Raw genomic sequence first — 14832 nt, forward strand, 5'->3', positions numbered from 1 at the left:
GGGCTTTCTCCACAAATATTGTGCATTACCCTCCATATTTTGTCATATTCGCACGATGTTTCTTACGAAATTCGGAGGGTGTGCAGTCATTATATTTTTTGAAAAGACGATTATAGGAGTTAACATTGTTGAACCCATGTCCGATCGCAATCTCCAGAATGGTATCCTGACGGAACAATAAGGCCCACTCGGACTTGATAATTCGAAAGTGATTCAAGTATTCCATCAGTGTTACGCCCTTAATCTCTTTGAACAGCTTGCAGACATGGAACTTGCTGAACTTAATATGTTCCGCCACCTGCTCCAGCTTGATCGGTTCAGCATAGTGCTCCTCCAGGTATTCACAGACCGATTCAAGAAATTCAAATTTTTTGGAGGAAGTACAGGGCCATCCTGAAGATGTTGATTCATCGGTGGTAACAGGCACGATTGTACGTAGTAAAAGTATGATGAGATCATATAATCTGGATACCATTAACCATCGGTATCCCGGCTTCTGATTTTTCTTCTCGGTAATGATGTCATCTATATATTGAGTCAGATTGCTCTGACTTCCCTTATTCGAGGGAATAACTGTTGTTCTGTTGAAAAGTTGTCCGAGATCCTGAATTTCGGCTTCGGTCGTGAAACTACCGGTTAACAATTCGAGTCGGAACAAGATAATGGTCAAATGTTCGGTCCCCGGCAAAAAGCAGTGCACATCCCCTGGTTTGATCAGCAGTACATCCCCTTTTTCCAACTCACACACGTGGTCGTTCACGCCAATTCTGGCGCTCTTTCCATTGACGAGAACCAGTTCAACCTCATCATGCCAGTGTGCAGCATAATTGAACTGATTTCCTGTATGAATTACCCGAATGGGAAAACCTTCTTGCATATGGCCTGTCTCCAAAAAAGTGGGTACGCCCATCGTATCAACCTCCATTTATTTCCAACGGAAATTACTCCTCGTCTTTATATTATGCATAGAAGGCTACTCTCCTTTCTTTTTAAGAATTTAAAATTCTATAGAATGCAAAAAAACTCCTCAACTCAGGTTGAGGAGCCGAACAGAATCACGTTCCACGCATTGGATGTCCAGTGTATATAACGTCTCTACGATCTCTCCGTTCAGCAGTTGGAAGAGAACATGACCTGCAAGCTGGCCTGCATCCCTCTTCGGCTGACGAAATGTGGTTAGAGGTGGATTCATGTACTGAGATGCAGGTATATTGTCAAAGCCAATTACGGATAACTGCTCAGGTATTGAGATATCATGCTCCCTGAAGGCTTCCAAGCCGCCGATGGCCATCTCATCATTTGCAAAAAATACAGCGGATGGCAACTCTCCTTCAAGCAGTTTATTGGCTGCATTGTACCCATCTTGCTTCATGTATTGTCCGCCAATTTTCCATTCGGGGTTCTCTTCGATACCTGCCTCCTTCAAGGCTTTCAAATAACCTTGATAACGATGGAGATTACATTCCGATTGTGACGGGCCACTAATATAAGCTATTGTCCGATGCCCTTTATCGATCAGATAACGGGTAGCCAAGTAACCACCTTGCGTATCACTCATCAAAACCTTTACAATATGTTGAGCATCCAGATCCCGATCCATGACAACAATTGGAAACCCTGCTTCAGATGCTTCAATCAGCAACTGATCTTGAATATTCTGAGCGATAACAATAGCTCCGTCAATTCTTCTTTCACGAATGTAACGATGGGCTGTCGACTTCTCTCCACCCAACGAACTACATACGATCATATCGTATCCATGACTCATGACGACGGTTTCTATTCCGTTCACCAAATCCGAGAAATACGGACTGGACATGTCATGGACAATAATACCAATGGTTTGTGTACTATTTCGTTTTAATTCCGATGCAGGACCATGCCTAACGTAATTGAGTTGACTCGCTGCCTCAAGTACTCGAAGTCTTGTCGGCTCACTTACATTCCCTTTATCGTTGAGTACGCAAGATACGGTCGAACTGGCTACACCAGCCATCTTGGCTACATCTTTAATCGTTGTCATCATATATACTCCTCAAAGACAGTTTCATCTGTTTAGTCCATCATGGCAGTAACACAGCAATACACACGGGATAGTTCACTAGCATTTTAACACGTCAGTCCAGTCATGTCTCTTAGCAAACCATCAACTACGAAAAAACATATTAAAGAAACCGAGGTGCCTTCATGAGATTTAGTGAATATGTAATAGGTCAGAGCTACGAAACAAAATCCTTGGCATTATCCAAGAGTGATATTATTGAGTTTGCCACAATCTATGATCCACAGTACATGCATTTGGATGAGGAAAAGGCCAAGCAAGGGCGATTCGGCAGTTTAATTGCTTCTGGCATGCAAACGATGAATATCTCCTTTAAATTATGGATTGAGGTTGGGGTCTATGGAGAGCATGTCGTGGCGGGCACCGGAATGAATAACATTCAATTCCTGAAACCGGTCTTTCCGGATGATGAACTTCATGTCATTGCAGAAGTCATTGGACTGACTCCCAGACGAAAAGGAAATGGGATTGTTACGGTGCTGCTGAGTACTTTCAATCAGAAGAATCAAAAGGTCTTTCAGGCAGAATTAAGTGCATTAATTGATAATTAAGGCTGAGAAAGGCCAAAAAGAAGCCGCCAATGGGCGACTTCTCATGGATATATTGCGTTTTTTATAATATTAAGCGTTATAACCTTTCAATACCTGCCCCAAAATCTCTACACCCTTGACAATCTGTTCGTCTGACGGGGTTGAGAAATTAAGTCTGATGGCATTACAAGGGTCATGCTCGTTCACCAGGAATGCATTTCCCGGTACAACGGCAACCCCTTGAGCTGCCGCTGTCTTGGCATAATCAAGCATTGGCACATGTGCTGGCAGATCACACCAGAGGAAAAGTCCACCATCCGGTTGGGTATAGGTAATGGACTCACCCATATGTTCTTGCAGCTTGTCCATCATCAATGTTGCTTTTCTCCGATATACCTCACGAATGCTGTTAATGTGCCCCGCGTAGTCATACTCTGTCATGAACTTGTACGCCAGGATCTGTGGAAGCATGGCCGTATGTACGTCTTCTCCCTGTTTCGCGACAACCATTTTCTCCACGACTTCATGTGGCGCTTGTACAAAACCAACGCGCAGTCCAGCCGACAGAATTTTGGAGAATGATCCAACATAGATGACCAGACCCTCATCATCCATAGACTTGATGGTTGGCACATCGTCTCCATTGAATCGAAGCTCTCCGTACGGGTTATCTTCCAAAATCATAACGCCATACTTCTTAGCCAGCTCGTATATGGCCTTACGTTTCGCAAGACTTGTCGTTACACCGGTCGGATTCTGGAAGCTTGGGATCACGTAGATCAGTTTTACATTGGGCTCTGTTTGCAGTGCCTGTTCCAGCTTCTCGATATCCATACCGTCCATCTCCATCGGAACACCCGCAAGCTTCGCACCGGATGCCCGGAAGGAGTTCAGGGAACCGATAAAGCTCGGACTCTCACAGATAATCGTGTCCCCTTCATTACAGAACACTTTACAGGCCAGTTCAATCCCCTGCTGCGCTCCAGATACAATGAACAATTGATCGGATGGTTTACCGGTATCAAAACCTGTCTTCAAATGTTGAGTCAATGCTTCCCTGAGGGGAACATATCCTTCCGTTATCCCATATTGCAGAGCTGTGACCGGGTCATGCTCCAGAATGGATTGAGTGAATGTGCGAATCGCCTCGATAGGAAAGGTTTCCGGCGCAGGATTTCCCGCGGAGAATGGAATCACATTTTGCCCCGAAGAAGCCTTCAGAATCTCACGAATAATGGATGGTTGCAGTGCTGCGATACGATTGGAAAATGAATAGTTCATCTTAAATAGTGCCTCCCGACATTTCATCTGAATTAACTCTCTATCATTACATTAGATTCTATTATACGAGCATTTCCCGAATTTCCAAACTGTCTCCACCAAATTAATGTTTGTACACCAAAAAAGAGGCCGCCGTCAGCAACCTCTTTCGCATCAGTATTGAGCAAACTTCCAGCCTATTAGCGCGCTGCGTTCATCTCGGATAACCGTGTGGCCTTCACGACATAAGCAGCTAAACCGGGGATCATCCGGGCCAGACCAGGATAGAATTTATTGGTCTTGGCAAAAGCCAGCTTTTGGATTCTTCTTGCGCGTCTGAGCAATTGGGTGAATTCCCGGCTTGCTTCCAGCGTGTAATTACTCTGCCAATCGGCATGTTCAATGTCGCCTTGCAGGTACTTGTCAGTCCACCTTGCGCACAGGAGTGAGGAGCGAAGGGCAATGGACATTCCGTCTCCACATAAGGGCGGTATCATCAGCATGGCATCCCCAATATGCGGATATTGAGACCACGGCTCAGGAACGTTGGACAGATGCAGCGGCGCAATCGACACTTGCGTTCCATCTACAGGCATTCCTTCGGCTAAACGGGCCGCCAAACTCACATTTGTCAGGGATGCCGCCTGTAAAATATCGTTTACAGACTTGCCACTTCCCTGGACGGTATCCAGTGTCAACAATGCGGCAACATTCACAATGCCATCCTCAATTGGGGAAATGCCCACGTAACCACCCTCGCAAAAATATAACTCTACCCGTGCGGGAATCTCGATACCGCTGAAGTGGGATTTAACACCAACATATACGGTTTGGTCCCGCAGATCAGGTGCGGAAGCCATCCCGCGCGGCTTTTTGGTCCCATGTGCTCCGATGACGGCTTTGGCTCTGTAGCTGATCCGCTCATCTCCCTGTTTCACCTGAACCTCATAACTGGCATCCTCAAGCTGCTCGATGCTCGTTATGGTCGCTTTGGTCACAATCTGGGCTCCGGCCTCCAGCGCCTTCTGATGCAAAATCTGGTCCAGCTCATATCGACTTATGCCATATGCGAATCCCGGCAGCGGTGCTTCAATCACTCCGCCTTGTGGCATAACGATTTTGGCATGATCCATGGTGCTGGGTTTCTTCGACTGGTCCAGAAGGTGAATGTCCAGAACTTCTAACATCTCCTTGGTTTCGGGTGACATGAACTCACCGCAGGTTTTGTGCCGCGGGAACTCCTGGCGATCCAGCAAAAGGGTCCGATGTCCTTTCCCTGCCAGTTGCATTGCACATGTACTGCCGGCAATTCCGGCTCCGATGACAATCACATCTATCGATTTCGACACGTAAGATCACCTGCCTTTCGTGGGAATAACAACAGAGTAACGGAATAAAGGCTTCCATTCATAGGTCATCGTATCATGATTGAGCCGTTGTTTAAGTTCCTTCCAATCCCTCCCTGTAAAACCTTTGGCTACGGAAAGAGGCCCATCATGACGAATGTACCGATTGCGCGAGATAATCCGTGTAGTAATCCAGACCGCCTTATAGGATACGGGATGGCGGTGAATATCATTAATGACGACACCGTATCTGGATGCTCGCAACATATGAGAAACCATATCAACCAGCTGATCTCCGTCAAAATGATGTACAAACTGGGAACCTGTCACAATATCTGCTGAAGCATCCGGCAGTTGTGTAAGATCAGCACGTTGTACCCGGACTCGGGGTTCGTCACGGAATAGTTGTCTCGCTTCCTCACACGCTTCTTCCGTCAGATCAACCAGCGTAATTTCCAGCTGAACACCCTGACGATCCGCCCATTGTAGTAGTTTTTGGTTCACATCCCCTGAACCTGCGCCCACATCCAGCAGAGTCAGCTTATTCGGCTTACCGACTGAATTCCATAACTTCTCTACACCAGCCAGAGTTGGGCCAGGTGCTGCAAATATTTTGTTAAGACGTCTCAGATGTCTAAGCGCTTCACGCAGCTCCTCCCCTCCCAGAGAGAAGTCATCCATCAGTTCATCTTCCTTGGCTCGAATGGACAATGTTCTAAAAAAGGACATGATCGTGCTCCTCCATCACTGAAGATAATGAGGGTACATAAGTGAATTTCATCAACTCTGCGGTGAGTCCCGGTCCAAATGCCATGGCTACACCATCTGTGGAGGATTGAACCTGTGCCTTCATATCCTCACGCATCGCATTCAGTACAAACAGAATGGTATTGGAAGATAAGTTACCATACGTTCTGAGGACATCCCTGCTATACTTCGTTTGCTCGTCTCGCAGCTTCATTACATTCTGCACAGAGTCCACAATCCCACGTCCTCCCGGATGAATGGCCCACAGTTCAGGCAGCTGTTCACTTTGCAATAAGAGACGCAGTTCCTCTTCCAGATGAACACCTAAAAGCTTCGGAATACGTGGGGATAGATATAGGTCATACCCCAGATTTCCCACCTCCCAGGTCATATCTTCAGTCGAATCCGGAAGAAGCACAGAATAACCCGTTCCCAGACTCAAATAATTCTTGTGCTGAGGTTCTGGTGTGCCCACCACACAAGAAGAAGCAGCGTCTCCGAAGAATGAAGCTGCAAACAGCGCTTCCCGATCTTGTACGGGCTGAAAATGAATGGTGCACAACTCTACACAGACCACAAGGACCTGTGATCCGGGAGCTCCCTGCACGACATCTCGTGCCATCTGGATAGCTTTCAACCCTGCAGCACACCCCTGAAAGATCAGCGGCAGTCGATTAACTCGGGCAGACAAACCCAAATGACGGATGAGCATAACATCAAGACCCGGCAGATATTGACCGGTGCAGCTGACCGTGATGATATGTGTGATGCTCTTTGGAGATACGCCTGAATCCTCTAGGGCTTTCTCTGCCGCATCAATCCCGAGCGGAAGCGCCTCTCGCTTGTATGTACTCATTCGTTCTTCGGTTGTCGGGATGTCTGATCGCTCACCAGAGGGCAGATAACGGCATTCTTCCAGTGAACCCAGATAGCTCGGTTCCACGGTATATCTTGTTTCAACACCACAGGACTTGAATATTCGTCTGGCAAAACGGGCCAAATCTGGCCGATCCTGAAGAGAAGAAGCGATTAATTCTGCAATATCAGACTGTGCTACAGGGTGAGCAGGTAGAGCCGTTCCCATGCCAAGAATCGCGATATCGGATGGACTGTTATATTGGTTCATAATAAACCTCCTGTATTGGTCATTATTTCCTCTAATTTAACAACTCTTACCCTTAACGATAGCGTTATAATCTCAATAAGGCTCCTAATCTAGTTTATTAACACATCCGCAAGCTCAGAAGCTTGGTTTCAACATGCCATTGAAGCAATTACACCAATGAACGAAAAAAAGCCGCCATTAGGCGACTTAAAGGTAACTATATTCCTTCTAAGCGTCATTCTGATACACGTTATTTGGTAAATGCTTCTCTGATCTTGTCACTCATCAGGTACCAGGCATCCTCAGCCATCTGGAGATCGCCAAAATGCGTAAATCCATGAGCGGCTCCCTTGTACTCCTTAAGTGTCACCTTCACACCGCTTGCTTTCAGGCTTGCTGCATATGTTCTTGCTTCTTGGGCGAGTGAATCTTTCTCCGCGGTAATAATCAATGCTTCTGGAAGACCCTCTAATGATGTTGCGAGCACAGGTGAAGCCAACGGGTCTTGCGCATCTTCTGACGTATCAAGGTACATGGCATTGAACGTTCTGGCGATATCGGCTGGAATGGCTTCTGCAAAACTCGGTTTCTCGGCCGTATCTGTAGCCACATCCAACACGGCATAATCCATAACTTGCAGAACAATCGGCAGCTCGCTACCTCGTTGCTGATTCAGTAAACACACTGCTGCAGCAAGATTACCACCAGCACTATGCCCCCCAATAGCGAATAGAGACGGGTTAACCGATAAGGATTGCGGATTGGCGTGGATCCACTGTACAACGTCGTAACATTCATGGACCGCCGTTGGGAACTTGTGCTCTGGCGCAAGACTGTAATCGATATTAACGACCACACAATCAGATCGATCAGCGATCAAGCGACACCATGGATCATCCATCTCTGCCTGTCCCAAGATGAAACCACCCCCATGCATATTAAAGAAGACCGGCATAGACGCGGATTGGTCCCTATCCGGTGTATACACAAGTACACGTGTATCACCTTTGGTCGTAGGAATCATGACTTCTTTTACTGTGACAGCATACGTGGAACCGGGTTGAAGAGCTGCACCTGTACCGACGACATTTTGACGCATACGTTGTACCATTTCCAGTTGTTGTTGTTGATCCATAGATATCACTCCTTTTGTGGATTGCCAATACGCCTTCTTCCGTTGTCACTTAAGTATAGATGACACTCGTCTATTCCGTCATGTGCAATTCATTCGATATGTATTGATCAACATGCTGAAACGTCGACCAAAATCACCTTCCCCTGCTCTTGATCTTCAATGTTAACATTCAGTGCCAGGAGATCGATTTGGATCCGTGCTTGTTTCCTTTTTTTTGTGGAACATCATCCAGACCCCCATCAAACAAAATAAAACGCTGCACCCCATGCCAAACAAACTACTGGTTTTTAATGCAAGAGGTGAGCCTTGCATGGTAAGTAATGTCGCTTGGGTCACCACGATGGATACCATCGCATCGGTGAAGTTAATCATTTTTAATGTAGATATGATCGGGTTATGGAGATGACGGTTAGCCCAGGTACCATACACGGCAAAAACCAACTTGGTAAAAGCGACTGTTGCTACGATATACACGATGATACCTTCATATATGAAGGCATCGCCGATTAAATACATTCGCAGGCAGACCATCGAATAGGACGCGCCTAGTAAACACAGGAACAGACCTCCGCGCTTATATACCGTAAGCTCTAATCTATATCTTTCTAAGGGAGATTCCATCCTCTTGGTAACTGTATATTTATGGAGCACTTGGCCTTTTGCCACACACAGAATCAGATAATATACAGCATTTGTAATGAACCATCCCGAAAACAGATATATGCCCAGGATTAACTTGCCTATCCCTGTTACAGCATTGATAACAAGGGAAGCCACATTAAACAAGGCCGTTCGATCTTGTTTATTTCCAAGGTAATGGAACCAAATGGTCTTCAAATATGTCTTCATTTTCATAGGATATTCATTCTGTTAGAGAAGCAGACCATTAGCCTTTTCACCTACCTCTTAAATGTCAATAACATGATGAATGAGGTGTAGAGAAAGTGGTATACGTTCTCCTCATTCGGCCAAAGATTCCCGAATACTTTTTGGAAGGGATTGGATAACCATATCATATGAGTGATCGATCATGACGTAGACATCTTCATCGGACAGTGAACCATCCAGCATAATGGTATTCCAGTGTTTTTTGTTCATATGATATCCCGGTCGAACCGCTTCATGCTGCTCTCTCAGGTTCTCTGCAATAATGGGATCACATTTTAAGTTTAATAGACCATTTTCTTCTTTATCTTCGAAAAGTAATGCAAATATTTTCCCTCCAACCTTAATGGTTACAGGATCAGGCCCAAATGGATAATCCTTGGTCGCACCTTTCTTCTTCAAACTGTATTCAATCATCGTATCCTTCAAGTCAGTACCTCCCTTTCACCAGTGGACGATATAATGATACCGAATGTAAGTTCGTATGTAAATAAGCTCGTTGCACATAAAAGCACATAATAAAACCTCCTCCAAATGAATGGAGAAGGTTTTATCTGGATTTATTTAACTCTTAATTGGCTCTATCATTCCTAGTTTTGCTGCTGCGGCTGAATGAGCCATGGTTTGATTTACTGCTACTGCTGTTTGATCTACTGCTATTGGGTCTACCGTCGTTTGAACGACTACTGTTTGATTTACCACTCTTGGCAAACCATTCGGATTTGGGCTTGCGTGCCGGGTTAGCTTTGGACTTCGCCGGTTTGCCTGCAGCCGATTTGTTGAACGAAGGTTTACTGCCTGATGCTTTGCTGGTTTTATCAAACACAGGTACACCTGTCATTGGATACGGATGACCTTTCACTTCAGGAATCGTCTTTTTGATAACTTTCTCGATATCCTTCAGGAATGGAAGTTCATCCTTCTCACAGAACGAAATTGCCATCCCACTTTTGCCAGCTCGCCCTGTACGTCCAATACGGTGAACATACGTTTCCGGAATGTTAGGCAGGTTAAAGTTAATGACATGTGAAAGTTCCTCTACGTCAATTCCTCTTGCCGCGATATCCGTCGCAACTAATACACGTGTTGCACCACTCTTGAAGTTGTTCAGTGCCCGTTGTCTCTCGTTCTGAGACTTGTTGCCATGAATAGCCTGTGCCGTAACATTCGCTTTGGCCAAATCACGTGTAACCCGGTCAGCGCCGCGCTTCGTGCGTGTGAACACCAATGCCGTGACGATGGATTTATCCTCCAAAATTTGGTTCAACATATGTTGTTTCTTGCCGTTCTCCAGCAAATAAATAGACTGCTCAATGCGGTCTACCGTTGAAGATACCGGTGTGATTTCTACTTTAACTGGATCAACCAGCAGGGTTTTAACCATTTTGGTGATTTCAGGAGGCATCGTAGCTGAGAAGAACAACGTCTGCTTTTTGTTCGGCATTTTGGCAATGATTCTTTTCACATCATGAATGAAGCCCATGTCTAACATCCGGTCTGCTTCATCCAAAACGAGAATCTCAACCATCTTCAGATCAATACGTTTCTGGTTAATCAGATCGTTCAATCTGCCAGGCGTTGCGATAATAATATCTGCACCTTGATTCAGCGCACGCTCTTGTACTTTTTGCGAAACGCCGCCAACGATTGCCGTACAACGAATGTCCGTATACCGGCTATATACCTTGATGTTATCCGCGATCTGAATAGCCAGCTCTCGTGTTGGTGTCAAAATTAATGAGCGAATATGTCGTGCGGACTTCGATCCTTGTCCTTTGGATCTTTCGCTTAATAATTGAATGATCGGCACCGAAAATGCTGCCGTTTTGCCTGTTCCTGTCTGTGCACATCCCAGCAGGTCTCTGCCAGCTAATACAGCTGGAATGGCCTGTTCCTGTATAGGGGTAGGATTAGTATAGTTTGCTTTGCTTAACCCTTCCATAATAGAGGGGATAATATTTAAGTCCTTAAATGTCATGTTGTCTCCTTCATTTACGCACATCTATCAATAAGACGCATCTTTTATTTCACACGTAACGTATAAGGATACCATTAAAAACGCAATCTGTAAATTATCTTTTTATTTTCATTTTTTCAACTGACCAATTTAAGACCAACTGCCGATCCGAGCACCATAGCGATAAACAGAATTCGTAGGGCATTTCGAGGTTCTCCATAAAACACCATGCCCAGAATGGCACCACCGGAGGCCCCGATTCCCGTCCATACGGCATATGCTGTCCCCATCGGAAGAGTTTCCATTGCAATGGACAGGAACAGGAAGCTTAGACCAAATCCGGCTACCAATAGAACCAGTGAAATGAGATTACGGTCTTTGTGCAACTTGTTTATCATCAGCACTCCGATCATCTCAAATATACCTGCCAAGATAAGAAATACCCAGTTCATTATAGTTGCACCTCCTTATTCTTCTCTTTGCTCAGCATTTTAAGACCAATTACGCCGAGTAAAAGTACACCAATGAGTACCATTTTTCCGGCTTGGACAGGTGCATTAAACAGAACAATCTCTGCAAGTACCGTGCCAGCGGTACCTAGGCCAACAAATACTGCATACACGGTTCCCACAGGCAGTGTCCGCGAAGCTGCAATCATTAAGCTGAAACTGATCATAATCGCAACCAACGTAAACCCCCATTCCAGCAGACCACTGGCATGTTTCAATCCAATGACCCAACCTACTTCAAACAAAGCAGCAATCACAACCGACATCCACGTTTTATTCATTCTGGTAACACTCCTTCTCTACTACATTTTTTTGTACAACCTGTAAGTGTTCATTAGCGAAAAAACAAAAAAGCCCGGGAAACAAACTGCATGTAGCAGTTCATCTCCCAGGCTTTTATCCCTCCGTGGCACAACCAACAGGTTGCGGGTTTTCTCTCGGACCAGACCGACACATACATCGCGGAACCCTAGAAAACCTGTTTTTATTCTAATGTGTCTCCAATTATACACACTTCCACTATCTTGGCAACCCCGTAAATGTGATCATGCCATTTATTTGATAATCAAACCCATTAATCCTACAAATGTGGCGGCTTGATGTGGTGAAATCACACAACCGTTGAGATCTTCCATGGTCAACACCAAGGAGTCAAATTCGCAATCGCTAAGATCCAAATCTTTCATTTTGGTCCCCGTTAAGGAAGCTTGGTCGATGTTACATTGACTGAACTCCATTTTTTGCAGTGCCAGATAGGCAAAGTCCGCACCAATCAAGGTACATTCCGAGAAGGAGACCTGTTTCAGATGTGCAAAACGAAAATTGCTGTAGTCGCCTAGACCATGAAGGAAACTGACATTTTGCAATCGGCTATTGGAAAAATCAGTTCCGACAAACTTGCAGTTATGCCATTCGATCCGGTGCATGAAGGCACCAGAGAGATTGACATTGGAGAAGTCACAGTGTTCGAACCGGACATCGGTAAATTCAAATTGTTCCAAGGCAGACTCCGAGATTGTCACATGTCTAAATACAACATTTTCAAAGGAAACCTTACTCGCTTCCTGTTGATCCAATGTAATGTTCTCGATCAGTTTGTGTTTGTACTCCACTTTGGATTCCAGGAATGCAATCGTTTCCGGTTCGAGCAACTGCTCCTGAATCTTGGGTTTGTCCATTTTCATCCCGTATTCCCCTATTCTTTAATAGCTACAACTCGTAGTCGGCTTCTGTCCAGATACCACTGTCCATCCCGCATCAGTTGTGGCCGCACTCTTTTCTCGACAGCTTCCATAATAACATCCTGTTCCGCAGGTTTGATACCACTGAATAAATACTCCGCGAAGCTGGTTAACCACTTTCTGGCACCTGGCTTGAACGGGGTAAATTGATCAACGTGCTGGGCCAGACTAACTCGAAATCCGTGTTGCTCCAGAAGATTAGCATATTCGCCAATGGTCGGGTGATACCACGGATTCCGTCCTTCCCATTTGTATCCACGGGCATCCAGTTCTTCTTGTACCGCTGTAATTAATATAGCCGTGTTGCCATTTGCAGCAAATTCAGCCACGAATCGTCCGCCCGTCTTGAGCGCTAACTGTATTGATTGTACTACAGCTGGAGCATCCTTTATCCAATGCAGAACGGCATGAGAGAAAACCGCATCAAACGGTTCTTCTGTCCGATAATGACAAGCATTTGCTACTTGAATATTCATATCAGGGTATTTCTGTTTAGCTTGCCTAATCGTCTCTTCTGAAAAATCTATACCTGTTGGCAGCGCTCCTGCGGCTGCAATTTTGGCTGTCAGATCCCCATTGCCACAACCCACATCAAGAATACGTTCACCTTGGGATGGCTGGAGCAAGGATATGATAGGTGTTTCCTGTAACGTAGCAAAAGGAGCGGAATGACCACTCCACGATTCGTTCGTTTGACCGGATGAATGTCCGTTACTCATAAAATATAATCTCCTTCTCAATTAAGGATCTAATGTATCTATAATAACTTTAATATAAGAGAACTGTCAATTCACTCATCAGATAACTATAAAAAAAAGCCGCCGAATGGCGACTTTAACATTAAGAATTCGGATCAACTGAGATTTCCAGTTACCGGATGCGGTACATACGCTTCTTCTAGGAAACCGATCTCTTCCACGGTCAGCTTCACCGTAAGGGCTGCTATTGCATCCTCCAGATGGTGAATTTTGGTCGCGCCGATAATTGGTGCGGTTACTGCCTCTTGATGCAACAACCAGGCCAGAGCGACCTGAGCACGAGGAATCTCCCGTTGCTCAGCGACTTTCAAGACTCGCTCCACCACTTGACGATCAGCATCGACCATTGCATTCTCATAGAATGCCTTCCCCGCAGGGTCAATTCCTGAACGCGCTGTCTGTTCATTCCAATCCCTTGTCAGACGTCCTTTGGCAAGAGGACTCCACGGAATAACGCCGACGCCTTCTTCCTGACATAATGGGAGCATTTCACGCTCTTCTTCGCGATACAACAGGTTATAATGGTTCTGCATGGAGATGAATTTTGTCCATCCATGACGCTCAGCTGTATATTGGGCTTTCATGAACTGCCAGGCGTACATCGAAGAAGCTCCAATGTATCTGACCTTTCCGGCCTTAACTACATCATGAAGAGCTTCCATAGTTTCCTCAATAGGAGTTTTATTATCCCATCGATGGATCTGATACAGGTCTACGTAATCTGTGCCCAAACGCATGAGACTGTTGTCGATTTCGTTCATAATGGCTTTTCTGGACAACCCCGCCCCGTTGGGTCCTTCATTCATGCGGAAAAACAATTTGGTCGCCAGCACAATCTCATCCCGACGGGCAAAATCCTTCAATGCACGTCCAACAATTTCCTCACTGGTTCCATCCGAATACATATTGGCCGTATCGAAGAAATTAATACCGGCATCCAATGCTTTCTGTATGAACGGACGACTCTGCTCTTCATTCAGGGACCATGGAGCCATTCCGCGTTCCGGTACACCGTAACTCATGCAACCTAGACATAATCTGGAGACATCCAGACCAGTACGTCCTAATTTCACATATTCCATATTTCACACTCTCCTTGAATTTGTTCTGTAAATGGATGTTGTCTCGACCTCTTCGGTAACTAGCTCTAACCAGCATGTGAAGTATATCTCTCGATGTACGGAATTTTCTTCGAACTTGATCTGTGATTCGAGCCTATCAATCAAAATTTGCCTCACATGGTTTGATAACCACTTCACCTTGTTCACCCAACTTTTCGAATAAACTTTAATTGCTT

Annotated in this window: 16 protein-coding genes and 1 riboswitch; of the genes, 1 reads left to right on the forward strand and 15 read right to left on the reverse strand. The window is 45.4% G+C overall.

The annotated features are described in order from the left end of the window. Window positions 1–25 precede the first annotated feature (25 nt). Both ACDJ59_RS11800 and ACDJ59_RS11805 read right to left on the reverse strand, forming a co-directional pair. Window positions 26–910: an AraC family transcriptional regulator gene (locus ACDJ59_RS11800; RefSeq protein ID WP_413409037.1), complete on the reverse strand. Its 885-nt coding sequence runs from the start codon at window positions 908–910 to the stop codon at window positions 26–28. 117 nt (window positions 911–1027) lie between these two features. Then, a complete protein-coding gene (locus ACDJ59_RS11805; RefSeq protein ID WP_413409039.1) occupies window positions 1028–2026 on the reverse strand; it encodes a LacI family DNA-binding transcriptional regulator in 999 nt (332 codons plus the stop codon). Window positions 2027–2187: 161 nt separating this feature from the next. On the opposite strand from ACDJ59_RS11805, the gene ACDJ59_RS11810 reads away from it, so the two are divergent. Continuing rightward, entirely contained in the window at window positions 2188–2613 is a 426-nt protein-coding gene (locus ACDJ59_RS11810) for a MaoC family dehydratase (protein WP_413409040.1), read from the forward strand. A gap of 69 nt (window positions 2614–2682) precedes the next feature. On the opposite strand, the gene ACDJ59_RS11815 is transcribed toward ACDJ59_RS11810, so the two are convergent. The 13 genes from ACDJ59_RS11815 to ACDJ59_RS11875 form a co-directional block, all read right to left on the reverse strand. Further along, window positions 2683–3873: a PLP-dependent aminotransferase family protein gene (locus tag ACDJ59_RS11815; RefSeq protein ID WP_413409042.1), complete on the reverse strand. Its 1191-nt coding sequence runs from the start codon at window positions 3871–3873 to the stop codon at window positions 2683–2685. Window positions 3874–4052: 179 nt separating this feature from the next. Beyond that, the gene (locus tag ACDJ59_RS11820) at window positions 4053–5201 is read right to left on the reverse strand and encodes an NAD(P)/FAD-dependent oxidoreductase (protein ID WP_413409043.1); all 1149 of its coding nucleotides are present in this window, start codon (window positions 5199–5201) and stop codon (window positions 4053–4055) included. A gap of 6 nt (window positions 5202–5207) precedes the next feature. Then, entirely contained in the window at window positions 5208–5927 is a 720-nt protein-coding gene (locus ACDJ59_RS11825) for a methyltransferase domain-containing protein (protein WP_413409044.1), read from the reverse strand. Beyond that, window positions 5914–7071 carry a type III polyketide synthase gene (locus tag ACDJ59_RS11830; RefSeq protein ID WP_413409046.1) on the reverse strand — a complete coding sequence of 386 codons (1158 nt, stop codon included), beginning with the start codon at window positions 7069–7071 and terminating at the stop codon, window positions 5914–5916. The genes ACDJ59_RS11825 and ACDJ59_RS11830 overlap by 14 nt, the downstream gene beginning before the upstream one ends. A gap of 229 nt (window positions 7072–7300) precedes the next feature. Then, a complete protein-coding gene (locus ACDJ59_RS11835; protein WP_413409049.1) occupies window positions 7301–8185 on the reverse strand; it encodes an alpha/beta hydrolase in 885 nt (294 codons plus the stop codon). A 162-nt stretch (window positions 8186–8347) separates the two neighbouring features. Continuing rightward, window positions 8348–9040 (reverse strand): hypothetical protein, encoded by a 693-nt coding sequence (locus ACDJ59_RS11840; RefSeq protein ID WP_413409051.1) that lies wholly within the window; start codon window positions 9038–9040, stop codon window positions 8348–8350. 105 nt (window positions 9041–9145) lie between these two features. Beyond that, complete coding sequence (locus tag ACDJ59_RS11845; RefSeq protein ID WP_413409053.1) at window positions 9146–9499, reverse strand: MmcQ/YjbR family DNA-binding protein; 354 nt, start codon at window positions 9497–9499, stop codon at window positions 9146–9148. Window positions 9500–9641: 142 nt separating this feature from the next. Next, window positions 9642–11048: a DEAD/DEAH box helicase gene (locus tag ACDJ59_RS11850; protein ID WP_036608186.1), complete on the reverse strand. Its 1407-nt coding sequence runs from the start codon at window positions 11046–11048 to the stop codon at window positions 9642–9644. A gap of 116 nt (window positions 11049–11164) precedes the next feature. Next, window positions 11165–11479: a DMT family transporter gene (locus ACDJ59_RS11855; protein WP_307412998.1), complete on the reverse strand. Its 315-nt coding sequence runs from the start codon at window positions 11477–11479 to the stop codon at window positions 11165–11167. Beyond that, complete coding sequence (locus tag ACDJ59_RS11860; protein WP_413409055.1) at window positions 11479–11817, reverse strand: DMT family transporter; 339 nt, start codon at window positions 11815–11817, stop codon at window positions 11479–11481. Before ACDJ59_RS11860 ends, ACDJ59_RS11855 begins: the two co-directional genes overlap by 1 nt. A gap of 102 nt (window positions 11818–11919) precedes the next feature. After that, window positions 11920–12020, reverse strand: a riboswitch (guanidine-I (ykkC/yxkD leader). 70 nt (window positions 12021–12090) lie between these two features. After that, window positions 12091–12720: a pentapeptide repeat-containing protein gene (locus ACDJ59_RS11865; protein ID WP_413409056.1), complete on the reverse strand. Its 630-nt coding sequence runs from the start codon at window positions 12718–12720 to the stop codon at window positions 12091–12093. Between the two features lie 11 nt (window positions 12721–12731). After that, complete coding sequence (locus ACDJ59_RS11870; RefSeq protein WP_413409058.1) at window positions 12732–13496, reverse strand: class I SAM-dependent methyltransferase; 765 nt, start codon at window positions 13494–13496, stop codon at window positions 12732–12734. Between the two features lie 134 nt (window positions 13497–13630). Continuing rightward, the gene (locus tag ACDJ59_RS11875) at window positions 13631–14617 is read right to left on the reverse strand and encodes an aldo/keto reductase (RefSeq protein ID WP_413409060.1); all 987 of its coding nucleotides are present in this window, start codon (window positions 14615–14617) and stop codon (window positions 13631–13633) included. Window positions 14618–14832: the final 215 nt, after the last annotated feature.

This window comes from Paenibacillus amylolyticus (assembly GCF_047302515.1).
Classification (GTDB): domain Bacteria; phylum Bacillota; class Bacilli; order Paenibacillales; family Paenibacillaceae; genus Paenibacillus; species Paenibacillus amylolyticus_G.